General features: G+C 69.9%; 25 protein-coding genes, 1 pseudogene and 1 CRISPR repeat array. Of the genes and pseudogenes, 11 read left to right on the top strand and 15 right to left on the bottom strand.

What is annotated here, in order from left to right; all coding sequences use genetic code 11:
• Nucleotides 1-64: 64 nt before the first annotated feature.
• From AB0E96_RS00130 to AB0E96_RS00115, 4 genes are all read right to left on the bottom strand, one after another.
• Nucleotides 65-376 carry a helix-turn-helix domain-containing protein gene (locus AB0E96_RS00130; RefSeq protein ID WP_359816711.1) on the bottom strand — a complete coding sequence of 104 codons (312 nt, stop codon included), beginning with the start codon at nucleotides 374-376 and terminating at the stop codon, nucleotides 65-67.
• A 279-nt stretch (nucleotides 377-655) separates the two neighbouring features.
• Entirely contained in the window at nucleotides 656-2,497 is a 1,842-nt protein-coding gene (locus AB0E96_RS00125; protein ID WP_359816709.1) for a hypothetical protein, read from the bottom strand.
• Nucleotides 2,498-2,586: 89 nt separating this feature from the next.
• Nucleotides 2,587-2,946 carry a hypothetical protein gene (locus tag AB0E96_RS00120; RefSeq protein WP_359816707.1) on the bottom strand — a complete coding sequence of 120 codons (360 nt, stop codon included), beginning with the start codon at nucleotides 2,944-2,946 and terminating at the stop codon, nucleotides 2,587-2,589.
• Nucleotides 2,947-3,010: 64 nt separating this feature from the next.
• A complete protein-coding gene (locus AB0E96_RS00115) occupies nucleotides 3,011-3,328 on the bottom strand; it encodes a helix-turn-helix transcriptional regulator (protein ID WP_359816705.1) in 318 nt (105 codons plus the stop codon).
• A 239-nt stretch (nucleotides 3,329-3,567) separates the two neighbouring features.
• Between AB0E96_RS00115 and AB0E96_RS00110 the strand changes: the two genes are divergently transcribed.
• The 3 genes from AB0E96_RS00110 (at nucleotide 3,568) to AB0E96_RS00100 (ending at nucleotide 6,582) form a co-directional block, all read left to right on the top strand.
• A complete protein-coding gene (locus AB0E96_RS00110; RefSeq protein ID WP_359816703.1) occupies nucleotides 3,568-4,185 on the top strand; it encodes a hypothetical protein in 618 nt (205 codons plus the stop codon).
• 202 nt (nucleotides 4,186-4,387) lie between these two features.
• A complete protein-coding gene (locus AB0E96_RS00105; protein ID WP_359816701.1) occupies nucleotides 4,388-5,650 on the top strand; it encodes an IS110 family transposase in 1,263 nt (420 codons plus the stop codon).
• Between the two features lie 284 nt (nucleotides 5,651-5,934).
• Complete coding sequence (locus AB0E96_RS00100) at nucleotides 5,935-6,582, top strand: hypothetical protein (RefSeq protein WP_359816699.1); 648 nt, start codon at nucleotides 5,935-5,937, stop codon at nucleotides 6,580-6,582.
• An 8-nt stretch (nucleotides 6,583-6,590) separates the two neighbouring features.
• Here the strand turns inward: AB0E96_RS00100 and AB0E96_RS00095 are convergent, their stop codons facing one another.
• Nucleotides 6,591-7,121 carry a hypothetical protein gene (locus tag AB0E96_RS00095; RefSeq protein ID WP_359816697.1) on the bottom strand — a complete coding sequence of 177 codons (531 nt, stop codon included), beginning with the start codon at nucleotides 7,119-7,121 and terminating at the stop codon, nucleotides 6,591-6,593.
• Nucleotides 7,122-7,227: 106 nt separating this feature from the next.
• On the opposite strand from AB0E96_RS00095, the gene AB0E96_RS00090 reads away from it, so the two are divergent.
• The gene (locus AB0E96_RS00090; protein WP_359816695.1) at nucleotides 7,228-7,917 is read left to right on the top strand and encodes a hypothetical protein; all 690 of its coding nucleotides are present in this window, start codon (nucleotides 7,228-7,230) and stop codon (nucleotides 7,915-7,917) included.
• A 64-nt stretch (nucleotides 7,918-7,981) separates the two neighbouring features.
• Here the strand turns inward: AB0E96_RS00090 and AB0E96_RS00085 are convergent, their stop codons facing one another.
• From AB0E96_RS00085 to AB0E96_RS00070, 4 genes are all read right to left on the bottom strand, one after another.
• On the bottom strand, nucleotides 7,982-9,517 hold the full coding sequence (locus tag AB0E96_RS00085) for a terminase family protein (protein WP_359816694.1): 1,536 nt from the start codon (nucleotides 9,515-9,517) through the stop codon (nucleotides 7,982-7,984).
• A complete protein-coding gene (locus tag AB0E96_RS00080) occupies nucleotides 9,514-10,065 on the bottom strand; it encodes a hypothetical protein (RefSeq protein ID WP_359816692.1) in 552 nt (183 codons plus the stop codon). Before AB0E96_RS00080 ends, AB0E96_RS00085 begins: the two co-directional genes overlap by 4 nt.
• Nucleotides 10,066-10,250: 185 nt before the next feature.
• Nucleotides 10,251-10,625: a hypothetical protein gene (locus tag AB0E96_RS00075; protein ID WP_359816690.1), complete on the bottom strand. Its 375-nt coding sequence runs from the start codon at nucleotides 10,623-10,625 to the stop codon at nucleotides 10,251-10,253.
• Nucleotides 10,626-10,669: 44 nt separating this feature from the next.
• A complete protein-coding gene (locus AB0E96_RS00070; RefSeq protein ID WP_359816688.1) occupies nucleotides 10,670-12,283 on the bottom strand; it encodes a restriction endonuclease fold toxin-2 domain-containing protein in 1,614 nt (537 codons plus the stop codon).
• A 966-nt stretch (nucleotides 12,284-13,249) separates the two neighbouring features.
• Between AB0E96_RS00070 and AB0E96_RS00065 the strand changes: the two genes are divergently transcribed.
• Nucleotides 13,250-13,492 (top strand): DUF397 domain-containing protein, encoded by a 243-nt coding sequence (locus tag AB0E96_RS00065; RefSeq protein WP_359816687.1) that lies wholly within the window; start codon nucleotides 13,250-13,252, stop codon nucleotides 13,490-13,492.
• A gap of 94 nt (nucleotides 13,493-13,586) precedes the next feature.
• A complete protein-coding gene (locus AB0E96_RS00060; RefSeq protein ID WP_359816685.1) occupies nucleotides 13,587-14,543 on the top strand; it encodes a helix-turn-helix transcriptional regulator in 957 nt (318 codons plus the stop codon).
• Between the two features lie 17 nt (nucleotides 14,544-14,560).
• On the opposite strand, the gene AB0E96_RS00055 is transcribed toward AB0E96_RS00060, so the two are convergent.
• From AB0E96_RS00055 to AB0E96_RS00040, 4 genes are all read right to left on the bottom strand, one after another.
• On the bottom strand, nucleotides 14,561-15,373 hold the full coding sequence (locus AB0E96_RS00055; RefSeq protein ID WP_359816683.1) for an SAM-dependent methyltransferase: 813 nt from the start codon (nucleotides 15,371-15,373) through the stop codon (nucleotides 14,561-14,563).
• Between the two features lie 217 nt (nucleotides 15,374-15,590).
• Nucleotides 15,591-16,007, bottom strand: coding sequence for a sigma factor-like helix-turn-helix DNA-binding protein (locus AB0E96_RS00050; protein ID WP_359816681.1), 417 nt, complete (start codon nucleotides 16,005-16,007; stop codon nucleotides 15,591-15,593).
• A 1,112-nt stretch (nucleotides 16,008-17,119) separates the two neighbouring features.
• A complete protein-coding gene (locus tag AB0E96_RS00045) occupies nucleotides 17,120-17,518 on the bottom strand; it encodes a hypothetical protein (protein WP_359816679.1) in 399 nt (132 codons plus the stop codon).
• 434 nt (nucleotides 17,519-17,952) lie between these two features.
• Entirely contained in the window at nucleotides 17,953-18,378 is a 426-nt protein-coding gene (locus AB0E96_RS00040; RefSeq protein ID WP_359816677.1) for a Ser-Thr-rich GPI-anchored membrane family protein, read from the bottom strand.
• Between the two features lie 218 nt (nucleotides 18,379-18,596).
• On the opposite strand from AB0E96_RS00040, the gene AB0E96_RS00035 reads away from it, so the two are divergent.
• Together AB0E96_RS00035 and AB0E96_RS00030 are read left to right on the top strand one after the other, a co-directional pair.
• A complete protein-coding gene (locus tag AB0E96_RS00035; protein ID WP_359816676.1) occupies nucleotides 18,597-18,971 on the top strand; it encodes a hypothetical protein in 375 nt (124 codons plus the stop codon).
• On the top strand, nucleotides 18,964-19,200 hold the full coding sequence (locus AB0E96_RS00030) for a hypothetical protein (RefSeq protein WP_359816674.1): 237 nt from the start codon (nucleotides 18,964-18,966) through the stop codon (nucleotides 19,198-19,200). Before AB0E96_RS00035 ends, AB0E96_RS00030 begins: the two co-directional genes overlap by 8 nt.
• On the opposite strand, the gene AB0E96_RS00025 is transcribed toward AB0E96_RS00030, so the two are convergent.
• Complete coding sequence (locus tag AB0E96_RS00025; protein WP_359816672.1) at nucleotides 19,197-19,502, bottom strand: hypothetical protein; 306 nt, start codon at nucleotides 19,500-19,502, stop codon at nucleotides 19,197-19,199. The genes AB0E96_RS00030 and AB0E96_RS00025 overlap by 4 nt on opposite strands.
• A gap of 79 nt (nucleotides 19,503-19,581) precedes the next feature.
• Entirely contained in the window at nucleotides 19,582-20,451 is an 870-nt protein-coding gene (locus tag AB0E96_RS00020) for an IS5 family transposase (protein ID WP_359816880.1), read from the bottom strand.
• Nucleotides 20,452-20,774: 323 nt separating this feature from the next.
• On the opposite strand from AB0E96_RS00020, the gene AB0E96_RS00015 reads away from it, so the two are divergent.
• The 3 genes and pseudogenes from AB0E96_RS00015 to AB0E96_RS00005 form a co-directional block, all read left to right on the top strand.
• Nucleotides 20,775-21,779: a hypothetical protein gene (locus AB0E96_RS00015; protein ID WP_359816670.1), complete on the top strand. Its 1,005-nt coding sequence runs from the start codon at nucleotides 20,775-20,777 to the stop codon at nucleotides 21,777-21,779.
• Between the two features lie 132 nt (nucleotides 21,780-21,911).
• Nucleotides 21,912-23,408 (top strand): IS607 family element RNA-guided endonuclease TnpB, encoded by a 1,497-nt coding sequence (tnpB, locus tag AB0E96_RS00010; RefSeq protein WP_359816668.1) that lies wholly within the window; start codon nucleotides 21,912-21,914, stop codon nucleotides 23,406-23,408.
• A 99-nt stretch (nucleotides 23,409-23,507) separates the two neighbouring features.
• A CRISPR array of direct repeats spans nucleotides 23,508-24,202; the repeat unit is 29 nt; unit sequence GTCCGGCCCGGGCGCGCGAGGGCTGACCG.
• 209 nt (nucleotides 24,203-24,411) lie between these two features.
• Nucleotides 24,412-24,578: pseudogene (locus AB0E96_RS00005) on the top strand (cytochrome P450); the annotation flags it as partial.

Genomic DNA, 24,578 nt, shown 5'->3' with positions numbered 1-24,578 from the left:
GCCAGTGATCAGTGTAACCAGGCGTGATTCCGGGCCGGGTGGTGTGCGGCGGCCCGGCGTCGGTTCAGTCCTGGTCGGGCTCCTTGTACTCCTTGCCGTCGGAGTTGACGATCTTGGAGACGGCGGCCTGGCTGATCTCGGCGGCGGCCGCGAGGTCGTCCTGTGTCCAGCCGCCTTCGGCGTAGGCCGCCCGGATGACCCGGGCCCTCTCCCGCCCGGCCTTCTCGCCGTCCTCCACCTTCAGTGTCAGGCCTGCGAGGTGCGCGCGGGTCATCATCCGGGCGGTCTCGGGGTTGTTGAGGACCGCCCAGGCACGACGACTGCGCTCCTCCGGGCTGGTCTGCTCGCGGTCGCCGGTGGTGTCGCGGTGGCTCATCGGCACTCCCCATGATCGATATAACGAGGTTATACAACCAAGTTATACCAGATGGGCGGGTCCACCGACCCCGCCGTCTCCCCTGCGGGTTCCCCCACGGGAACCCATGACCGATGGGCCCCTGGGTTCCCTTCCCGGAACCCAACGGGTTGCGCCCGGGGAACCTGTTGGGTTGCCCTGGGGGAACCCCTTCCTTCCTTCTTCCTTACCTCCCTCCTTCCTGCCCCCCAACCCCCCACGGCTGACGCCGCAGGGGGCCAGGAGACCCCCTGAGAGCCTTCAGGCAGCCTCCTGGGTGATCTTGTGCCCCGAGGCCTCCCCGAGGGGCGCAGCGGGCACCGCAGGGTCTCCTGCGGGCAGGCCGAGGAAGTCGCGGACGGCCCCGGTGTCACCGGTGGCATCGGCCAGGCGAGCAGCGGCATCGAAGGCTCGGGCCTGGATGCGGCGGACCTCATCGGCGATGTCGGTGATCGGGAAACCCGAGTCGGACAGCATCCGGACGCAGGTCTCCAGGCTGAACAGCCCGGCCTCGTAGCCCTTCACCGCGAGGTCCAGGGCCTCCGCCTTGTCGGTGGGCAGGTGCGGGCCCCACACGATCTGGGCGGCCGGCAGTTCCCCGGTGGGCCAGCCGACCTGACCGGCCTGGAACAGTCGCCCGGCCATCTTGAACAACAACTGGTACTTGTGGGCGCGGGCGAGGCGCATCTCCCCGACCAGGGCACCCAGAGGGCCCAGAGACAGCGCCAGGGCGTAGCCCGACGGCACCTCCGACGGCTTCACCAGACCGAGGCCGGCCGCGGTCAGCCGGGAGTTCCCGGCGACCCGGTCAAGGAGGTGGTTGGTGCGCTCCCGCAGCTCCCGCAGCTGCGGGGACGTGTCGAGCGCGGTCATCGAGCCGCCCTCGCCCAGCGACCACACGGTGCCCGCCTCGACCTTCAGCGGCAGCGGAGCGCCGGTGCGGTGGTCCTTCGACAGCCGCACTCCCGACAGGGCGACGATCGGCGTCCCCGTCGTTCCGGAGGTCGACGAGGAGTCCGTGTCCGTCGCGGCGAGCTCGTCGAGGGCCTGCATCACCCGGGAGGTCACCGGCTGCCCCCAGTGTTCCCCGACCTCAACCACACTGTTCGTGATGTGCACGACCGGAACGAAGTCGATTTGTAGATCCAGCGCCTGAAGGACTTCGCCGTCCCGGCGCACCCGGTAGCGGGCCTTGTCGGCGGGCAGGTTGTAGACGGTGTGCGCCGCCTTGAGGTCTTCGAGCAGCCACTCCGCGTCGGTCAGGTAGCAGGTCACGGTCGACGCCCGGTCCGGCGCCCACGGGTAGGTGCGCAGCACCGTCCCGCCGGCGCCGTCCGTACGGTCCCCGGGCAGGAGAACGGTCTGCCCCTCCTGCCCCGTCACCCACTCCCGGTGCGGCCCGCCCTTCTCGGGCACGACCGAGCGGGTCGCACCGGCGATCGGCCCCAACTCGTAGGTGATCCGGCGGATCCGCGCCTTCTGACCGGTGGTCGGGTCCTCCGGCAGCTCCCACGCAAAGTGCACCGCGGTGGGGAACTGGCCGCCGTCGGCCTCCTCGTCGGTCCACACCGGGTAAAACCAGCCCGGGTCCATCGTGCGCAGTTGCGGCCGCCCTGCCACCGCGTCCCAGGCCAGGGTATAGACGCCGTCGCCGTAGCGGACCGCGGACCGCTCGCACTGCTGCATCCGCATCGGCAGCAGCTCCCGCCGTGCCCACTCCCGCAGCCGGTCCTGCACCTCTCGGGCAAGCGCGGCCTGCGGCGTCGACTGCACGCCGTCGCCCTCGGCACCCGGCACGACGATGGACTGCGACGGCCCCAGCAGATAGCCCAGCGCGTCCGCGACCAGCTTCGCCGGATCGCCCAACTCCCGCCGGTCGACGGCCTTCTCGTCCCCGGTCGCCGCCGCCAGCAGCTGCCCGGCCTGGTTGTGGTCGTAGGCGGCCAGGACCTTGTACGCCTGCAGTCGACGCAGGTCCTCGGGCGGCACCCAGCCGGAGGCCAGCTCGCCGAACGGCCCGACGCCGCGCCGCAGCGACTGAGACATGATCGGCTTGTAGTCCAGCCACGACCACACGTCGATGATCAACTCGCGCAGGCCCACGGATGCTGCCCTCCCAGGCAACCAGGCCCCACGCCGCCCACCAGCCTAGACGTCGCCGAGGATCATCGACCTGAGGGTCAACCCCACGACTAGGCCGGGGTGCGGCAGCCGTCGTCGAATCCCTGCCGGTCGACCATGACCCGCTGCGCCGCGCTGAACTTCTCCCACTCGGCGTCGCACAACTTCGCATTGCCCTGATTCTCACCGCGCTGAACGATGGCGAGCTGGGCGTACCGGCCAACGACGCGAGAGGCATTACGGTTCAGCTCCCGGTCGCCCAGCCACTTCGCCGCCCACTCCGGCGTGCCCTCGGCCGCCGAGACCGGCCGCGTCGTCGACGTGGCCTCCGTCGTCTGCGACGCTGGTCCGCTGGACGTGCAGGCCGACAGGCCACCGAGCGCCGCAACGACCGCCGCCGCGGCCACGAGCCGCGCCCCTCCCATGTTCATGATCGAAGAAGGTAGCAGGGCACACGAACTTCCACGCCCCGCCACCCGCCGGTCGGCCGCTCGACTACTCGCCCTTGTCGGCGAGCTCAGCCCACAGGCCGGCCGGATACAGGTCGATCCTCAAAGCGACCTCCAGGCGCACGATGGTCGCCACGTCGGGCAGCACCTCCCCGGCCAGGAGGCGGTTGATCGTGGTGTGCGCGACGCCGGCCTGACGGCCGAGTTCCCGCGCCGACCACGACCGCTCGGCCAACTCGGCCCGGAGTCGCAGCACGAAGGCGAGCCCGACGACGGCCTCGGGCGGGGCGTCCTCGGCGAGCTCGACGTCCGGCCAGTCCCCGGACGCCACGAACTGCGCGGGCGACTGCTGCGTGCGCGGCACTCGCACCCCTCTCCCATCCAAACAAGTGCTGACCGCCCCATCCTGCCGCAGCCTGCCCCGCAGCTGCGCCGAGCAGCCGGGAGCCGCGTCCGCGGCAGCGGTGCTCACATCACCCGGCACGGCCGCCAGGGACGAAGACCGCAGCCCAGCAAGGCCCTTCACGAAAGCAGGAGCCGACCAGGAAGGCCAACGTGGCGAACCGCGGTTCGGTGGTCGTTCATCTGCTGCACAGTCGTCCCATGACGCACTACATTGAGGTGGCTTCCGCAGAGGGGGCTTGGACGCAAACGCTGCACCTGCCCACCGCGCTGCCGGTCCAGCGGGTCCGGCACGTGCTTACCGGCCTGGCTCGTACGTGGCCGGTCGCGGCCTTTCTGCCTGGGACCGCTGACGAGCCGGTGAACGAAGTGGTGCTGTACCGGGACCCGAGCCGCACGTACGGCACACCGGATACCTCGGCGTGCGACGCCGCCGTGCACCGGCTAGTCGCCACCACCGGTTGGACCCGGGGCGCCGGGCGGGGGGACGACGCCGCGATCGTCGGACTCGGTCTGCGCGAGGGATACGACGCCGGCGCGCGGGAGCACTCGCCCGGAGAGGTCACCGGCCACCTCCTCTCCACCAGCGCCACGGGATGGCGTTGCCGTGTGGCTCGGCTCGTGTCCGCACGCCTCGTCGATCACTCTGTCCGCTGGTACGCGGAGAACGGCGTCGTCGTTCGCGCGGAGAGCCGGCTGCTGCCCGCAGTCGGCGCTGCGGCCCGCAACTGTGCCCAGCACCGATATGTCGTGACCAATCTGGTCGAGCAGCGGACGTACGTGTTCCAGCGGAGCCCGGACGGCGGCTCGCCAACTTGACCCGGCCGTTCGCCACCGCCGCCGCGACCGGACAGCAATGGTCGAACAAGCTTGCCATGACGCGAGTGGAGCATTTATGTTCCATCCGTGGCTGCGGATGGCCACCCGGCGGGGAGCCCGCCGACCCACGCCCGAGCTGTGATGCGGCCAGCGGGAGCGGTGTCGGCGGGCAGCCTGTCCGGCGGCTCGCCGAGGGGGCACCGTGGCATCGTGGGCGTTATTTGCCGGTATCGACTGGTCTGAGAACCTGAACGACCTTGCCGTTGTCGACCGCACCGGTCAACTCGTGGCGAGCACCCGCTTCGAGGCCACACCCGCCGGCATCCGCGACATGCTCAAGGTCATCTCCGGGGTGCGCGCCAGCAACGGCTTCAGCCGCAAGTCCGTCCCCATCGCCATCGAAGCGAGCCGAGGCCTCCTGGTTGCCGCGCTCCAGCAGCACGGCCAGCCCGTCGTGCCGATCCACCCGGCGACCGTCGCCCGCTACCGGGGCCGTATCAACCCCGGCAACCGAAAGAAGTCGGACGCCCAGGACTGCCAGCTACTCGCCAATATTTTGCGCACCGACGGGCACCTCCACCGACCGCTGCACCGCAGCTCCGATCACGCCAACGCGATCGGCGCCCTGACCCGAGCCCAGCTCCGGGCCGTCCGGACCCGCCAGTACCACTACCTCCAGATGCGTGCCCAGCTCCGCCAGGTCCACCCGGCCGCCATCAGCGCCTGGGCGACCATGGAGCACAAGCTGCTGCGTGCCGAGGCCCGCGAGGTCATCGCGCTGGCCCCGACCAGCGGCCAGGCGGCCCGCCTCACCCGGCGGCAGATCCGCGCCGCCCTCGAACGCGGGGGCCGATCCCGGCTTTTGGACTCGGAGACCGACCGCCTCCACGCGGTCTTCCGCGAGCCGGTCCTGCGCAACCCTCCCTCCGTGGAGGACGCCCTCGGGCAGGGGGTGCTGTCCACCTTGCGGTTCGTCAACGAGGCGAGCGAGACCGTCGAGGAGATGACGAGCGCCGCAACCGACCTGTTTCTCCAGCACCCGCAGAGTGAGATCTACCTGTCGTTCCCCGGTGTCGGCGCGCTCACCGGCGCGCGTCTGCTCGGCGAACTCGGCGACGACCCGGCCCGGTTCCCCACCGGGAAGGGCATGGCCGCCTACGCGGGCGCCCGCCCGTTCACCTGGGCGTCAGGGTCCTCCCGCACCGTCCTGCACCGGCGGATCTCCGCGAACAAGTTCCTGGCTGGGTACGGGCACCTCTGGGCGTTCACCACCCTCACGAAGTCGGCGGAGTGCCGGGCCTACTACGACCGGCGCCGCGAAGCCGGCGACCGCCACAACGCAGCTCTGAGGCGGCTGTTCGCGAAGCTCATGTCCTCGTTGCACTACTGCCTGCGCCACGACGTCGAGTTCGACGCTGCCGCGGCCTGGCCGCGCGCGCCCGAAGTGGAAGCCGCTGCCGCCTGAATCTCGGGTGGGCGGACGGACGGCCGGGCCGGGAGCACGCCTAGAACTAAACCCCGGGCCCTGAGCCCCGTCGCGGATACGGTGCCCGGCCCGGCCGTCTCTCCGTCCACCCGAGGCCGTCCAGGCGGCGCCACGGTTGGGCAAGGCGGCCGGGACCGCACGCCTGATCTTGCAAGCCGGGTCACGAACCCCAAGGAGGGAACGGCGACGCCCCGGCCGCCCATACTCCCACCGCGATCGCCCCCTCGATCACCCACTTGCCTGTCCCTCGAAGGAGAACAGCGATGCCTGCCCCGCTCGACGAAACGTACCTGAACACGCTGTGCCAGCACTTGGCCACGAAGCCTCCCGTCGACGGGCCCTGGGTTTCCCAGGCGCGCGGCTGGGCCGCCCCACCCGACGAGTCGGCCTCGGGGGCCTGGCTCCGGGCCAGCGGAATCCCGGCCGTCCTCTACCCGGCCGTGCTCGAAGCCGGACTTCCGCTGCCCCTCAGCTCGTTGAGCGAGGACCGCCGCCAGACCTTCGCCGAGGAGAACGCTCTGGCCGCCGTCCTCGCGATCTTCGCCGCGCTCGTCGTCACCGCGCCCAGCCGGCAAGCTCACCTGCCCGGCGGCCCCAGCATCGGCACGGTCCTCGGCAGTCTCACCCGACGCGGCGGCGTCCACGACGTCACGGTGCGCGCCACGATGCGGGAACTCGGCAGGGCAGGCCGGCAAGCGATGGCGCGGCTGGTCCACGACACCGGCCGGGCACGCGGTTCGCAGGTCGACCTGCGAACCGTCGCGGCCCTGGCCTACGGCACGCCCGGCAACCGGCCCCAGCAGCTGTCCACCAACCCGACCGGGCACTGGCCGGGCGCGCTGAACGGGACGAGCACCTGGACGCCCATCACCGAGGTCCTGCGGGACGCCGTCGTCGCCTCACCTCGATAGCACGGCCCCTACCCGCAGCATCCGCGCACTGCGGAACACGCTTCGTACAGCACGGCCCACATCTCGTCGGTCATCGCGGCGCACCGGCGCGCCTCCTGCCGGACGAACTCGGCGGTGGCCGATGGCTGAAGGCGGCAGAGCCTGAGGAATTCTTGCGTGAGCGGGACCGCGGCAAGGAGCCGGGCGTCCTCGGCCTTGGCGTCCGCGACGCCGAACGGCGTGCCGGTCTCCTCGGCGATCTCCAGCCGGGCGTGCAGCATCTCGTCGGTTCCCGCCCGCACCAGTCGGCGAAGGTCCGGAACACCGTGGCGGTCGCGGTCGTGCGGTGGACACTCCCGGAGCAGCAGGGCGGCAAACGCGTAGGCGAGGTGGAGGTTGCCGAGGCCCTTCTGCCGATGGTCCAGCTCCCGTAGCACGTGGGACTGCAGGGCAGCGGTCACCATGGCGAAGTCGCCCGTCGCCTGGGCGGCGAGCAGCATCTCGACCACGCCCCTGACGGATTGGGGCTTGACAAAGGAGGGCGAGGCGTAGGGCAGCATGCCCGCCACCCTACTTCGGCGAGAAGCCCCAGCACCGGGCCGTCCCAGGCCCACCCGCCGACGGCAAGGGCCCTCCATTGCGACCTGGGCTGCCACACTGAATGCCGTGATGCTCTACCACTTCACCAGCCACGATGGCTGGGCCCACATACGGACCAGCGGCCAGCTGGAGGCTCGCAGCCACCAGACCTCCTCGCTCGACGACCTCCCGCTGCTGTGGCTGACCGACCGTTCCGACGGCCAAGGCACCGGAGCCGACCCGCAGCGCCTTCAAGTCCGCATCGCCGTCCAGCCCGAACGCGGCGTCCACCCCTGGTTGATCGCCAGGTTCGAAGCCACTCTCGAAGGCCGAAACCTGGACTGCGCCGGGACCGATCCGGACTCCTGGTTCGTCACCACCCAGGCCATCCCCCGAACGCGATGGCTGACCGCGGTCGATCGCAGGACGGACAAAGTCCTCTGGAGCAACGAGCAGCCTCCCCGCTTATCGCAAGTGCCGACCGACTGGGCGCTCAGCAACTCGGACATCACAGGGTTCGAGACCCGCTTCCAGTCGAGCCTGGCGAGCCTGACGTCCATGGAGCTATCGGAAGAGGTCTTGGCGAAGCTGCAGCAGGACAGTCGCTTCGACCCGGTCACCCTGCTCACGTACTTGCCGGACAGGCTCAGTGCTCTTCGGGACAGCAGGGCAGACAGCACCGAAATCGGCCGGTACCGCACCTGGTTGTGCTGGCTCGCGTTGAACGAGGACGCTGCTCTGATCCCGGGTTTCACCGAGGCGCTGCCCCAGACCTGATCCGCCACCCGCAGGGTGGGCCCTGGTGTAGCTCAGGGGCTACACCAGGGCCCACCTACCCGTGTCACCGGCGGCCGGACATTCGGGTGTCGTCCATGCCCTGTGCGAGGACGTCGAGTTGCCCGGCGCCGGCCAGTTCGGTCAGGCCGTGCACGGCGGCGTCCATCCTGTCGGGGCTGTCCATTCCGGCGACCCACGTCACCATCTGTCCCTCCAGCTCCGGGTAGTGGCCGACGTGATGGACCCTGCCCTGCTCGTACAGCTGCGCCACCGGCTCCGCGCGCAGTCTCTTGCCGACCTTGGCGTTGACCTCGACGATCAGCGGCATCAGCTGGCCGCGGGTCTCGCCTTCGCGGGCGAGTTGGTCCCACGCCTGGGCGAGGATCTGGCGGGCCATGTTCCCGCCGTAGTTCGCCTCGACCACGATCGCGTCGGCGCGCAGCCGCAGAGCGAGCCGGCAGGCGGTGAGGCCCCAGTCGTTCGCGCCGAGGGTTTCGGACTCGTCCGCGAGGACGTACAGGTGGTCCTGGTAGTCGAGGCCGAGTCCGACGATGCCGGTCTCGTCGTTGACGGAGCTGTCTCCGCCGGAGGGGTCGACCGCGACGACGACCCGGGCCAGTTCGATGCCCGCGAACTCGACGGCCGTGATCCGGGCCGCGTCGATCCACGCCCGCCGCCACACCCCGCCCTCGACGGGGCGGGGCCGCTGCTGGAACAGGCTCGCCCACACCCGCTCGCCGACGGCGCGGCGGATCCCCGCGAGCGCCTTCTTCCCGTACCGGGCGGGCCACAGCGGTTCGCCGACCTTCCGGCCGAGCGCGTCGTCTTCGCTGTCCGCGATGGCCGGCAGGTCGATGATCGTCCAGTCGGACGCCGTCTCCCCTGCCAGGATCCGGCCTGCGAGATCGTCCTCGTCCCATCTCGTCTGGATGACGATCACGCTGCCACCCGGTTCGACGCGGGTGAGGAGGACGGCCTGCCACCATTCCCACAACCGGCGCCTCATGGTGGGCGATTGGGCGTCCGCGGCGTCCTTGATCGGGTCGTCGATGATCGCGAGGTTCGCACCCTTGCCGGTCAGGCCGCCGCCCACGCCGGCCGCGAACAGGCCGCCTTCCCGGCCCGCGATGTCGAAGCGGTTCGCGGCCTTGCTACCCGGGTGCAGGGTGACGCCGAGCTGCTCGCCCCACGTGGTGATCGCGTCCCTGATCCACCTGCCGTGATCATCCGCGAGGTCCGCCGAGTACGACGCGATCATGACCCGGTGGTCCGGCCGCTGGAGCAAGTACCACAACGGCGCCCACCTGGCGGCCCGCCGCGACTTGCCGTGCCGGGGCGGCATCGTCAGCAGCAGGCGAATCGTTTCTCCCGCCGCGATCCGCCGGAACGCCTGGTCAATCAGGTCCAGGTGCGCGGCCTGCATCTCCCGGCCGTCGGTGAGCAGCGCGGCGAGGGAGCCCGGCGAGTGGCGCAGCGCGAGGTCGCGTTCCACCGCCGCGAGCCGGGTGCGCAGCGCCGGCGATGCCTGCTCGGCGATGGCCCGGCGGCGCTCGGCGGGCAGGAGCCGGTACTCCTCGACCAGGCCGTCAGCCGCAGTCACGCCTCGTCCCGGGCGGCGGCCGGGTCGGTCAGGGCGATCAGCGCGGCCAGTTCGTCGCCGGTGGTGTCCGCCGCGACCTCGATCGGGCCACCGTCGTACCCGCTGATCTCGGTGCGCACCGGCTGGTCCAGGCCCAGCAGGCGGGCCCGGCGATCCATGATCCGCAACGCCCGGTCGATCGCCTGGAGTTCACCGTCGCGCACCGCCCGCCGGTAGGCGACAAGGTACAGCCGGTCCAGGCGCGCGTCCTCCAGCGCGCGCAGCGCCTCGACGTCGGCCTGCGCCGCGGCGAGCCGGTGTCCGAGTGCCTCCGTCACATCCCGGTTGGCCGAGCGCACCAGCGTCTCGTCGTCCGGGCCGGGGCGGCCCTTGGAGTACAGCTCGTAGCCGTACCCGAACGGGTAGGCGATCCGGTCGCTGTTGATGGCCGGGTCGGCGGCGAGCTTGCGGCCGACGGTCAGCGGATCGGCGCCAGCGAGACGCAGTTCGACGGCGTCGGCCCGCCGCTGGGCGATCGCGGCGCGCTGGGCCCGGTTGGGGCGGGGCATGGGCGCAGGTCCTCCGTGGTGCGCCCCCGCGCCACCACCCATGATCCCCTACCGGGCGAGCCCAGGCCCGGACGGGCAGCGGCTGCACGGCGAACGCGCCCGACATGACCTCCACGACCACCCAGTGCGCGTACGACCGGGGTCTTCGCCCCGCCCGCCCCGGCGGGGATCAGGCCGCGGGCCGGCTACCCCGGGAAACTCTGGACGAACGCCTGGAGCCCGCTGGTCAAGTCGAGGGCCTGGGGGTCCACGTCGTAGTCGATCCACCACACGACGGGCACCTCCGGCGCCAAGTCGTGCAGCACCTTGTAGAGGACGGTCAAGGGCCCGACGGGCGACCCGCGGTCTTCGAAGCCGAACACGCCGTGCCGGAGGTTGAACGACAGCTCCGCCGGCCGCCCGGATCCGGCGTCCGCCACGATCTCCAGGAAGCCTTCATGTGCGCTGCTCACCGTGGCGTCCGGCCAGTGCCTCAGGACGCTCTCCTGTACCTGCTCGCCGGTGAAGGTCCACGGCCCGGCGTGCTCGCGGTCGGCGCTGACGTAGAAGCTGGATCCCACGGGGTGCTCTCGTTTCTCTCGGTGGTACTGCCGGGTGCGGTCGGTCAGGGTTCGATGCGGACGCGGCCGGTGACGCCCTGGGCCGTCATGAGGGACTGGAAGTAGGCGGAGGCCTTGGGGTCGTTCGTGATGAGTTCGAGGTGGTTGACCGTGTTGCGGGGATCCTTCAGGGAGGACGCGTACTTTTCCAGCTTCTTGGACTCCCCCTCCATGGTGTTCTCGTACGCGAACTCGAAGACGTTGTCGGCGTTGTCCAGGCGGAACGGCGATCGGCAACTCTGCTGCTGTCCGATGTACTTGGCGTCGATCGCGGCGCCGTCCTCCGGACGGACACCGTCGGCGTCCATCCCCAGCTCCCGCCCGGTCGCCGGATCGGTGACGGAGCTGTACAGCCGGTACTCCGTCGACCCGGCCACACGAACCTGGTAGGCCCGCCTCGCGTTGATCTTCGAGTCCGCCTTCGCCGGGGGCGTCGGCGCATGGGGGCCGTTGGCCTGGAAAGTCCTGCCGTCCTGCTGCATCTGCGTCATCCACGCCCGGATCGCGGCCTGCTGCTGCGGTGGCAGCACCGGGAACGGGCTGAGCGGGTCGTGCGGCAGGGGCGGCATGCCGGGGGTGACGGTGAACGGCGGCGGCTTCGGAGTCGGCGCTGCCGCGGCGTCGCCCGCCCCGGCCAGCACGACGCCCGCGGCAGTGGCCGCGGCAAGGGCTCCTGCTCCGACCGGGATCAGGCTGGCTGCCGCGGTGTCGACCACGGCCGCCGCCTCGGCCAGCACGGCGAGCTCCGCGCTGCCCTCCACCGCTGCGGCCATCGCGACCGCCGCGGTGCCGGCCTCGGCCACGATCGCGGCCTCGCCCCCGGCCGCGGCGACGTCGGACCCGCCGAACGTGAAGACCGTCAGCGCGATGCCGACACCCGCGACGATGCCCGCCCCGATGGCGAGGTCCTCCAGGGTGTCCCGCAGGTCCTCGACCTCCTTCGCGTACGCCTCGCAGGCCTGCCCCAGCTTGAAGGCCGCGTTCGTGATGCTGTTCAGCAGAGGGCCCTGCGTGGCGCAGCCGTCGTGCATCCGCGCCCAGTTCTGCACAAAGGATGTGACGGCGCTGGAGGTGCTGGACGCGGTGACCCGCTGCACCCTCCTGTCGCCTTCGACGCCCAGCCGGCTGATCAGGGCGGCGAAGGTCTTCCAGCCCGCCGCGGCCTGGCGGAGCTTGCCGGGGTCGCCCTGCGGCCAGAACTTCTTGAGGAAGTCGTGGATGGCGCCGCTGTCATTGTGGCCGACGGCGGAATGGAGCTTGGCCTTGGCGACTTCCTCGTCGCACTCCGGGCCGGCGGACGCCGGGAGCTTCTGCGGGGCCATCATCTCGGCGGCCACGTCGGCATCGGCCTGGAGGTAGGCGACCGCCATGGTGTGCAGGCCGTTGGCGGTGCCTCCGAGCTGGCCGACGACCTGTGCCATCGCGTCGACGAGCTTCTGCGCGGCCGGGTCGTACTTGGCGGCGAACGTCTTGCCGGCGTCGTCGTCACCGGCCATGCCCGCTACCTCGTCCATGGAGAAGACGAGGCTGCGGTAGATCTGCCTGGCCGTGATCTGCAGGTCACTGAACCCGGCGGAGGAGACGATCATGTCCGTCGGCTTGACGTGGAAGCTGGTCATCGGGCCCCCCGATTGTCCGTCCTCGTTCACGGTAGCAAGGCGCGGTGCCATCGACACGGTGCTCCCGGGGGCGAGCCCGGGTGACCCAACTTCCGATCAGGTCACCCGGGGCTCCGCGCGTTACCCAGGCCGAGGGGCTGAACGGTCTGGGCGCTCGGTGCGGACGATGAATGCCCCGGGGAAGCAGGCACTCACGGCTTCAACGAGGCTGGCCGGACCTCGGGTACGGGCGGGTTCGGTCAGGAACCGAGGAGTCCTCCGATCAGCTCCCCCAGAAGCCGGGCCGCGATACACGCCGCACCCAGTCGACGCGCCTTGCCTCCGGCCCGTCCGGCACGCCGAACGACCGGAGGACGTACCCGGACGCGACCGGTCCGACGAACCGTCCTGACGGGCACGACGTTGTACATGACGATCAGCCTCTCGATCGGGCCGTCGTCGACGGCCGGTGCCAGGACTCTGCCCGATCGCAGCCCCGCCGAGGGCGTGGGTCCAATTCCCTGTGGATAAGTCGGCGTCTCGGATTCTCGTCACCCGGACAGCTCACCGCCCGAACCGTTCAATCAGTCCGGCCGCCCTCTCCAGCGCCCCCGGCTGGCACGCCCTCAGCATCAACAACGACCACGAGCCGGTACCGCTGGCCGGGCGCGACGAGCCAGCCCGCCCCTTCCCCCGGGCTAGGCACCGCCCCGACCTCGTTCGGAGTCCCGCACTCCAGCGCGGGCCGTCCGAGACCAGCGGGACGGCGCACCAGGCCCTCGCGCCCCCCATCACATCACCGCGCAGTGATATCAACACAATACTTCCGTCACCCGTTTGGCGGGCCCGGTGTTCGAATATCGAGGGCTACGCTTCATTCCCGACCCCCAGGAAATTTCCTCCAGAAATTTCCCGACTCGACCACCTGCACAACCAGGTGTCTGGTCATATTTTTCGGGGCGTCCAGAATTTCGAACACGAGAGGGGATGATCGCTGTGACGGAACACTGGAACGGGATGCCGGCCGGGTTGATCGACGCGGTCTGGGTCAAGAGCAGTGCAAGCTCTCCGAACGGCCAGTGCGTGGAGGTCGCACCCACCCAGGGGGAGGTAGCGGTTCGGAACTCGCGCGACAAGGACGGTCCCGCACTGGTGTTCACGAAGCCCGAGTGGGCCGCGCACCTGGTAGGCGTCAAGGCTGGCGAATACGACCACATGGTCACCGACTAGAATTCCCATGGGAATACCAGCGCGGACACGCGGCCCCGGATTTGTGAGACCATGAGACCGTTTACCATCCGGTCTCTCCCACACTGGGGCCCGCGTGTCCGTTTTTGATGCTTCCGCGGCATTTAAGGATGGTGTCCCGGCAGGCCGCCCGGACGCCGATCCAAAGCAGAACCCCACCGCCGCGGCCGTCCTTGCCAGAGCCGCGCTCCGTTCACTGCGACTGAGCCGCAAGCTGAAGCAGGCCGCCGTAGCCGCTGGCACCAACATGTCCGCCTCGAAGCTGTGCAAGATCGAGACCGGACACGCGATCATGCAGGCCGGGGACGCGGAGAGCCTCGCCGACTTCTACAACCTGCCTCCCGCCCAGAAGGCCTGGTTGGTGACGCTCGGCCAGCAGGCCAGCAACCCGCCGACGTGGCAGCAGGCAGGTCTCGTCGCACCCCCGTCCATGGAGCAGCTGGTCGGCCTGGAGCCCGCGGCCGTCAGGCTGTGGACCTACGAGGCGGACCTCATCTCCGGGCTGCTGCAGACCGAGGCCTACATGAGGGCGGTCATGGCCAGCAGCCAGCCGCCGCTGCGCGCCGACGAGATCGAGGAGCGGGTGAAGCTGCGCCTCTACCGGCAAGCCAAGGTCTTCGCTGACCCTCCGGACTGCATCTTCCTCTTCGACGAGAGCATGCTGCTTCGCCGCATCGGCAGCTGGGAAACCATGGTCGGACAGTTCGACCACCTGATCGGCGTCGCCGGCAACCCGCGGATCCAGATCCGCATCGTCCCGCTGGACGGCATGCAGGTCCTGTCGGGCGTGTGCTCCATGACACTGCTCGACTTCGGCATGGGGTCCACCGGTCTGCCCTCCGTGATCTACCTGGAGGTCGGCGACCGCGGCAGGTACTTCGTCAAGGGCATCGGCGGCCCGGTCGAACCGGAGGAGGGCGCACCGTCGTTCGACCGCCACAGCACCACTCTGACGATGCTTCTCGGGCACGCCGCCGGCCGTGACGAGAGCCTGGAAATACTGAAGGCGGCCCGTCAGCGGTTCCTCCGCTGACGGGCCACCTCTCTTCGTCAGGGGATACGGGCGACTCCGCCGAACTCGATCCACTCGTGCGTCGCCTGCGGCCTTCGCAGCTCGGAGTCCGGCCGCCAGTGGGTGACGTCCACCAGGTACGGGGGGAGGACGGCGAGGCCGCTGAAGTATCGGCGGACGTCTCGCTTCTCGCGCACGCGCCCCCAGTGGCCGCCCGTGCCCTGGTCCATCAGGTCGGTGACCGCCTTCCGGACCTGCTTGTCGTCGCTCACCAGCTGACAGATCACCAGGTAGCTGCCGGGAGCGAGGTGCTCCCGCATGCGCCGGATCATCGCCTCGGGCTCTTCCGCGTCCTTCAGGCAGTGGATCACGGATACCCACAGAGCGGCCACGGGCTGGCTGAAGTCGATGAATCTGCCCTTGGAGGCCTGCTCGATGATGCGCCCGGTATCGGTCATGCTCGCTTCGATGAACCTGGTGCCGCTGTTCACGTCCAGTGAAGTACGACCGTGCGCGATCACGATCGGGTCGATATCTATGTAGGCGACCCGCGAATCCGCGCGTACCTCCTGGGCCACCTGGTGCACGTTGGGCCTGGTCGGCAGACCCGACCCGTGGTCAAGGAACTGGGTGATCCCACGTTCGCGCGCGAGGAAGCGCACGACTCTCTCTAAGAACCACCGATTGTTCAAGGCCAGTTCGCGGCTGCTCGGAGCGATCTTCAGAAGGTCCTCGCAGGCCTTCCGGTCCGCTTCAAAATTCAGCTCGCCGCCGAGCAGCCAGTCGTACATGCGCGCTGCACTCGGGATGGAGGTGTCGATGGCATGCTGATGCCCACCCTCGGTACCCACGGCGCCCCTTCCGTGGCCGGATCAACCCAGGGTGATCCCCGGGCAGTTGGGGCCCCATCGTAGGCAAAAGGCACAGGGTTTCACCACGATGCCGAGCAGGCGACCGAAGCGCCAGGTAGCGCACCCCGGCGAATAGGGGCGTATTTACGCAGGTCGCGCACCACCCCGCTTCGCCAGGCGCCTGTTCAACCAGCCGGCGCAGGGTCGACATTGAGTGTCATGTGCGCGCAAGGATTCGAAGTGCAGCACGCAGTTCCACTTCCACAACCCCCGCACTGACCCCCATCAGTCGCGCAGCGGCCGGAAGGTCGAGCCCCAGCCGGTAGCGCAGGAGAACCGCGTCGGCGGCAGCCGCCGGAAGTGTCTCGTGCAGCCAGTCCCCCGCGGGACGGCCCACCTCGGTGCGCCGCGAAACGGCACCCCGCAGCAGAGCCCAGCACACCGCGGTCGGCTCGGGGCACCCCAGCACTGCGTCCCAGCCGGCCTCGACGTATCCGAACGTCCACGCCACCACCTCAGCCGCAGGCCCCGCGTCCTGCAGTCTCGCCCGCGCATACATGCCGTACTGCGCCCGGTACAGCTCGACGAAGCCTTCGAAGCCGCTACGCGCCCTGCTCCGCGCTGCCGCTTCCAAGAGGCCCCCCGAGGGGCGACCTCGCAAGTACGGGCGCACGCCTCCTCCTGCCGTTCCTCGACTCCGACCCGCACAACAGCCAGGGCGGCCCTCCCTCGACCAGGGAGAGCCGCCCTCGACGGTCAGACCACCCGCACTCGCCGAACGCGGACCACGATCTCCCTGGTGAAATGGAGCAGACACACGAGCAAGGCCACACGGGAAGCAGCAATCGAGCCTTCACCCGACGCGACCCACATGATGAGCGGGACCGCGAGTACGCCGCTTAAACGTCCAACGACGTCGATTACCCCGAACGAGCGCAAGGCCCAACCCGGCGGGAAATTGCTGCTAGCGTGGGCGAAATCGGAGCGTGGAAGAATTCGCTGCCGCGCTCCGCGGAATCGTCGGTCGAGCATACCTTCATCTCTTTGTTCTTCATCGGTTCCATGTTCGACCCCGGACGCGGTGGGGCGTTACCACGCCCGGGGTCGGCGCCGGTTGACCGGCACGAACTCAACCTACCGGCAGTTCCAGCCCCTAAGCCGCTTGAGGCCGAACCCCGCAATTTCCGCTTCAGCGAGCCCACCGATTCGAATCTAGGTTCGCCCAAACTGCTCAGAAAGCCGCGCACCGCACCAGCTTCTGATCACATTCCCCTCTCACCCGAAAGTCCGGACCCGCTCATTCCGGATATGCGCATTCACCGACCAGCTGACGAGCGCGCAGCGGGCGCTGACCGCCGCCCGGCAGGAGCGCCTGACCTTCCTCGCATCACTGCCGCGCTGGGACGGCGACCTCGCCGCCGCGAAGCAGGGCCTGGACGACGAGCAGCTGACGCAGTCGGCACAGTACGCGGAGGCGGAGCGGCAAGCCGCCCACGCTGTGTGGGCCGACCTGTACTGGAAGGACCTGGCCGGCGAGGACCTGGCGGCCGCCCGCCAGCAGCTCAGCCACATCGACCACGCCCCCACCCAACCTGCCGTCTGACGGACGCGCCGTCGATGGCGGCCTTGGCGGTCCGCGCGGAGGACAGCACGGTCTGTCGCCGGTGAACAGGTTCAGCACGGGGAGAAGAACGAGGGCCCGGACCAGGGACTGGTGACGGCCGACCCGGCCGGTCACCCCATGGCCTATACGGCCACCTGGGCCTGCCTCAGCCAGTCGGTCGCAGACGTCCACGGTCCCTGAGGTACGGCCACGAGGTTGTCCAGGGCTCCGAACACGTGGGCGTCGGTGTTTCCGGGGGTAAAGACGCGGCGTGAGAGGTCGACGGACAGGCCCCGGCTCTGGGGGCGGACCCGTTGCTCCAGCACGTGGTACTCCTGGACCTCGGCGACGTACAGGTCGCCGCCGCGGTGGCCGGTGATCAGATGCGGGCACACCTGGATCGCATAGGCGGCGCAGGAACGATGGAGAGGAGGTTCGATGACGAAGCCCCGACCGTCGCCCTCAGGTACTCCCGCCACGAACACCACCCGGAAGCGGTACCTGATGCGGAGGCCGCACAGCTGGCACCGCCGCTCGTGCATGCAAGCACGCTGACGCTGCGGGCACACCCGCCCGAGCAGGGGCTGGCCACGGCCGGGCACGCAGGTGCAGACCAGGGTGCGGCCGGCGCCGGCGACCTCGCGGACTGTCCGTGTGCCGTTCTCCCAGAGGGTCGTCCAACCCACGGGGTATCCGCGCACGTCCCGTGGCAGAACCTTCACCTCGGCAGGCATCGGAACCTGGCGCCAACCCGTCGGCATCCTCGTCATGGGCGTCATCCTCGCATCGCGCACCACGCCTCGCTGTGCTTCAGGGAACTGGTGGCACCGAATCGGGACGGGTCGCGGGCATCGCGGCACGGTCTTGGCGTGAATCAACTACCGGACAGCTCAGGCCCGTTGATGGCGCGAACCGCTCGCCCCGTCCACCCCACAGCCGGGCGGCTACATTGCCCGTGCCACCCGCGCCTCCCTGCTCAGCCTACGAGGGCCAGCGGCCTCAAACGCAAAACGGGCACCGCACCGCCGCTGCGTACCACCTCGAACATGCCGCTGAAGCCGGTGGCGGGTCTCGGCCCGAGCCCGAGCGTGTACCGGCCGGGCTGGAGGTCCGGCGGGACCAGCCACACGAACTGGCCGGAACCTCCGTCGACGGTGTCGTTGATGGTCTGCACGGCGAACAGCGCGGTCTCGTCACCGGTGAACAGCGTCAGCGTGTGGTGGGCGCTCGTGCCGCTGTGCCAGGTGATCAGGTAGGGCTCGTCCCTCACGACGATCCCGCCCGCCTCCGGCCGGACGAACGTGGGCCGAGCCGATATTCGTGGGGGACGGCCGGTCAAGCCGGCCGCGGACAGGGCCGCCAAACCGAGGCGTAGCAAGCCCCCAGGCACGCCATGAGTCATGCCCTCATTAAACGACAACACATCGCAGCACGTCACTCAAATCGGCGAACCCTCGGCCAAACGGGCAATCAGGGCAATGCATCCTGGATAGAAGTCAGGGCGAAGACCACCCGCCTCAACAAGACGCCCCAGCCATAACGATCTGCATTTACCCGATCGCGTCCTGCCGCCTTCCGCCCTGCGCTACCGTGCCGTGGACGGCATCGCATCGGGGGCACATGATGGAAGATCAAGAGATCGTCGAGCTCGTCGCCCGCGTGGTGACGACCATGCGAGTCTGGCACCGACGCAAGCTGGCCACCGGCGTCGACAACGCACATCTCGACTTCGCTATCGACTCCCTCCGCTACATCGATAGCCCAGACATCCACGGGAAGCTTGACCAACTTGAAAGCCAACAGGCGCAGTTGGACGCCTTGGACTTCGAACCCCTCAGACCAGCCCTGCTTGAGGCCGTCGAGCGCGGCCAACTATCGATCAGACGTCTGCTCAGTATCGACGAGATGATGTCCGCTTCCGGCCTAGGCCGTGTTTTGGAAGTGGTGCAGGATGGGGTCAGCCGCGTGCCGATCGGAAGAAGCTCTCGTGGTTGACCCCATGCTCAAGGCCGCTCTGCGCCGCCTTCGCGCTGTGAAGTCGAAACGGCCAATCGGTGTAGAGCCCGGCGAGTTCGCCGACTGGCGGGAGAAGATCGCTGACTGCCTGGACGGCTTGGCGAGCGCGCTTCCTTTCGAGGAGGACCAGATCAGGGCGAGAGCGGAGGCCGTGTCGGCACGGGCTCAGGCGGACGAGATCCGCAGACGCGGTGTGATCGTGTTCTAGAGACGGCTGATGCCGCGGGCCGCCATCCACACGGTAAGGTCCGTCGCGATCCGGTTGATGCTCGTGTCGGTGGTGACCTCGTGCTCATCGCGTGTGGAGTCGCGTCGGACGACCTCATAGCCGCCTTCTTCGAGCACGGCCACGGACGCGAACCAGGAGGGATCCTCCTGATCGGGCTGGACCACGACGAATGTGTTGTCGGAGTCGTTCAGGTCGTCGATCAGCATGAACAGGGCTGATTCGGACGGGTCGTCGATGTGGTCGCCGTTCTCGCTGTCCGCGCAGTAGTAGCGCGCCGCCATCGAAACGCCTGCCTCTCTGCCTCACCGTCTGCCACGGGTGTGATCCTGGCCAGCATGGCATGCCGAACCGGGGTGAGGCTCACAACCAGATGTTGATCGCGGCGATGTGAACCGCGGCCTCGAAGCGGACAGCGAGCTTGTCGAAGCGCGTGGCCACCGCCCGGTGCTGCTTGAGACGGTTGATCCCGCACTCGACCGCGTGCCGGGCCTTGTAGTCCTCCCGGTCGAAGGCTGGGGGCCGACCACCGTCGCGTCCACGGCGTCTGCGGTTCCTGGCCTGGTCAGCGGGTTCGGCGATGGTGGCGGGGATGCCCCGCCGGCGCAGGTAAGCGCGGTTCGCCCGGGACGAGTACGCCTTGTCGCCCCGAACCCGGTCGGGTCGCGTGCGCGGTCGGCCCGGTCCAAGCCGCGGAACACGAATGGCTTCCAGGACCGCGACGAACTGCGGGCTGTCGCCGCGCTGTCCGGCTGTGACCAGCACCGACAGCGGGCGCTGGCGCTGTTCGCAGGCCAGGTGGATCTTCGTCGTCCAGCCTCCTCGCGAGCGGCCCAACCCGTGATCGGCGGGTTCCGATCGCACACCACCGGGCGGTTCCTTCTGCTCGTTCCCGAGGCGGCGGGCACCGGCCGCGTGCTGGTGGGCCCGGCATATTGTCGAGTCAACGTTCACCTCCCAGGCGATCTGCCCGGCCGAGTCGGCGCGCGCCTGCAAGGCGGTGAACACCGCAGCCCACACACCGCCGCGTTGCCAGCGCCGAAAGAGGCCGTAGACGGTCTGCCACGGCCCGTACTCCACGGGCAGATCACGCCATGGCGCCCCGGTCCGCACCCGCCACCGGACACCGTCTATGAGCCTCCGCTGGGACATCGCCGGACGCCCCGCCCCCGACACCGGCAACAACGGTTCCAGCACAGCCCACTGCTCATCAGAAAGATCCCCACGCACCACAGCGGAGATCATCGCTGCCGCAGAACGCGAGGCTCAGCACTTCCAAAACACGGCCTAGACCGCACCACCGACACCCCGGCCGAAGAAGCCGCACCTATACCCTCCGGCGGCAACCAGATCCCTGGGGACACCTCCTTCCGCAGCCGCAACACCTATCCCGCTCCCGTACACACCGGCCGAAGCAACGACCCCAGAGTCAGCGGGCCACCCGGCCCTCCGTTCGAGGACGACGAGGAAGACGTCTAACTCCGGTGGGAGATATCGCCAAGGGCGCGTTCAGTGGAGCGTGGGCGCTTCTGGTGGGCTGGATCCTGCCTGCCGCCGTGAATCTCGGCGTCTTCCTCGCTGCGGTGTGGCCGACTGTACGCACGACCGGCTTCGCCGCCGGTACCGTCCCGGCCGGCCTGCCGAGCACGTCGTTGCTCCTGCTGGTCGGAGCCGTCCTGTTCGGCCTAGTCCTCTTCACCCTGAAGACCTCGCTCTATCGGTTCTTGGAGGGCTACCTGTTGTGGCCCAGCTGGCTCACGGAGCGCCGCTGCGCCCGCCACGTCCGCCGGAAGCGCCTGTTCAAGAAGCGGCGAAGCCTGATCCTCCTGGCCGTCCGGGAGCGTGACGGCGAACCCCTCACCCCGGCCGAAGCAGACCGGCTCGCCGCGCTGCGAGCCGACCCCGGCCTACGGCGTCACCGGACCGCCGACGAACACCGCAACCGAGTCCAACGCGCCCTGCTCGGCGAGCAGCTACGCCGCTACCCCATCGATGACCGGCAGATCACCCCGACCCGGCTCGGCAACGCCATCCGCCGCTTCGAGGAGTACGGCCACGACCGGTTCCGACTCGACACCCAGGTACTGTGGGATGAGTTGACCGCCGTCGCCCCCGGGCCGGTCCGCCGACAGATCGAGGCCGCGAACACCCACGTCGACTTCTTCATCGCCCTGCTGTACGGCCACGTGCTCGTGGCCGCCACCGCGATCGCCTCCCTCGCCGCGGCCGCCGCCCGCGTCGCGCCGCTGCTCGCCACCGCGATCGTGGCGCTGCTCCTCACGCCGGTCTGGTACCGGTGCGCGGTCTCGGCGACCGACAGCTGGGCGTCCGCCGTCCGGGCTCTCGTCAACACGGGCCGCAAGCCCCTCGCCGAGGCCCTCGGCCTGGTCTTGCCCGCGACGCTCGACGAGGAGCGCGCGATGTGGACCGCGGTGACCCGCCAGACGCTGCGTCCCTTCGGTGACCGCTCGGACGCCCTGGACATCTTCCGCAGCATCGGGCCCGATCCGACGTCGGCCGGCCCTTCTGCGGCCGAACCAGGACGCGTTCAGGGCTCCTGACCGGCGGCTCTTCAAACGGTCAACTATTCCACACACCAACGTTTTTCAGCAGCAGATCGGCAACCCGACGCGGATTGTCGGTGGAGGCCGCTAGGGTCTCACCACGCGTTGCCGAACAGCCACGGAGAGGGGGTGAACTGCGCCTTGTTGCAGGAGACGTTGCAGGCCTTCAAGTTCACCCTCGACCCCACGCCCGCACAGGAAGCGGATCTGAGCCGGCACGCCGGTGCCGCGCGGTGGGCCTTCAACTGGGCGCTCGCCCGGAAGATCGCCGCGCACCGCGCCTGGCGCACCCAGGTCGACGCCCTCGTCGACAGCGGCCTGGACGAGCGCGACGCCCGGAAGAAGGCCAGCTCCGGCATCCGCATCCCGGGCCAGGCCACCATCAAGAAGCACCTGAACCAGGTCAAGGGCGACTCCCGGCACGACGACGAGCACCCGGACGGCTTCCACGGCCCGTTCCTGCCGTGCCCGTGGTGGCATGAGGTGTCCACCTACGCCTTCCAGTCCGCGTTCTACGACGCCGACGCCGCGTTCAAGAACTGGTTCGACTCTCTCACCGGCCGCCGTGCCGGCCGAGCCGTCGGCTACCCTCGCTTCAAGAAGAAGGGCAAGGCCCGGGACTCCTTCCGTCTCCACCACGACGTGAAGAAGCCCACGATCCGCCCCGACGGCTACCGCCGGCTGATCATGCCCCGTCTCGGCTCGGTGCGCATCCACGACTCCGCGAAACCCCTGACCCGCCTCATCACCAGGGGCCAGGCGGTCGTGCAGTCCGTCACCGTCTCCCGAGGCGGCAACCGCTGGTACGCCAGCGTCCTCGTCAAGGTCACCCGCGACATCCCCGACAAGCCGACCCGCGCCCAGACCGACCGCGGCACGATCGGCGTCGACTGGGGCATCTCCCACCTCGCCACCCTCTCCCAGCCCCTCAACCCGGCCGACCCGGCGAGCGTCCACGTCGACAACCCCCGCCACCTCGACGCCGCCACCCGCCAACTCACCAAGGCCCAGCGGGCCCTGTCCCGCACCCAGCGCGGATCCAACCACCGCACCCGGGCCGCCCGCCGCGTCGGCGTCATCCAGCACCGCATCGCCCAACGCCGCGCCACCAGCATCCATCAGCTCACCAAGCAGCTGGCCACCCGCTTCGCCACCGTCGCCGTCGAAGACCTCAACGTCACCGGCATGAGCGCCTCCGCGAAGGGCACCGTCGAGCAGCCCGGCCGCCGAGTCCGGCAGAAGGCAGGCCTCAACCGGGCCGTCCTCGACGCCTCCCCCGGCGAACTCCGCCGCCAGCTCACCTATAAGACTTCCTGGTACGGCTCCAGCCTCGCGGTCGCCGACCGCTGGCACCCGTCCAGCAAGACCTGCTCGGCCTGTGGGACAGTCAAACCCACACTGTCCCTGGCCGAACGGGAGTACCACTGCACCACCTGCGGCCTGACGATCGACCGCGACCTCAACGCGGCCCGCAACATCGCCCGGCACGCCGTCCCCCTGGTAGAGGGGGACGTAAAAGCCCGTAGAAGTCCGGTAAGCCCCGCCCGCGAGGGCAGGCACGGACGCGCCGAAAGGCAGACGCGGGAAGGCCCACCGCCAGCCGGCGGGTCACCTCGGCGGGAGTAATCCCCCGACAGCCCACACTCCACCCGACCACGCTCGGGCCACAACTCCACAGAGGGTAAAGAACGCGCAAAGCCCACAGAGAAGCCCAGCTCGCGAAGGGTCCGGCCCGGGCGCGCGAGGGCTGACCGGCGCAGGTGCGCGTGGACGACGTCCCGACGCGGTCCGGCCCGGGCGCGCGAGGGCTGACCGTCGTAGGGGCGTCCGTCGTCGTGGCGGCGGGGGTCCGGCCCGGGCGCGCGAGGGCTGACCGACTCCGGGCCCACGATCGGTGAGGGCGGCTCGGTCCGGCCCGGGCGCGCGAGGGCTGACCGTACGTCGCGCACCTGCTGCGCCGTCCGCTGCTGTCCGGCCCGGGCGCGCGAGGGCTGACCGTAGTCCTTCATCCGGTTCTTGCCGGCGTCGGAGTCCGGCCCGGGCGCGCGAGGGCTGACCGCCACGGGCCCCGGTACAGGGGGACCACCGCGCGTCCGGCCCGGGCGCGCGAGGGCTGACCGTCGTCGAGCGTGACACCGTGCTTCGCCGCGGCGTCCGGCCCGGGCGCGCGAGGGCTGACCGGTCACGCGCGCCTACCAGGGGCTGGCCGGCATCGTCCGGCCCGGGCGCGCGAGGGCTGACCGAACGTTCCGGAGCCGGAGCCGGCTTCCAGGACGTCCGGCCCGGGCGCGCGAGGGCTGACCGGGGTCGCCGTCCGCGACGTACCGCAGGAGGAGGTCCGGCCCGGGCGCGCGAGGGCTGGCCCTCCTGGCCGCGTTGGCTCAGGTTCACGCACAGCCCGGGCGTACAGGAGCTGATGTCCCTCCCCGCGGCCCGATCATGTCGAGGCAAGTCCCGCACCCCTAGCAGGTGGGGCGGCGGCACCTCCGGAAGATCGCGGGGATCCCGCCTGTCGGGTGACGCTCGCACAGGTTGATCGCATACGCGGCGCCGGCCTGGAAAGAAGGGTCAACGGACTCAGCGGGCTCGGTCGTCTCCGGGACCGCCCCGCGACAGAACTGGAACAACAGTGCCTTCCGACCTCACCGTACCGCTGCACCGGATCGTTTCCCCTGCCCCCGGGCCGCCTCGGTTCACGGAACTGCCGAACGGCACGCCCGTGTGGCTCGTGACCCGGTACGACGACGTGCGCCAGGTGCTCACCGACGCCCGGTTCGGCCGCTCACCGCTCCACGC

The organism is Kitasatospora sp. NPDC036755 (assembly GCF_040636595.1).
GTDB lineage: Bacteria > Actinomycetota > Actinomycetes > Streptomycetales > Streptomycetaceae > Kitasatospora.
The sequence above is the reverse complement of the archived record's forward strand: the minus strand, read 5'-3'. Positions and strand labels throughout refer to the sequence as shown.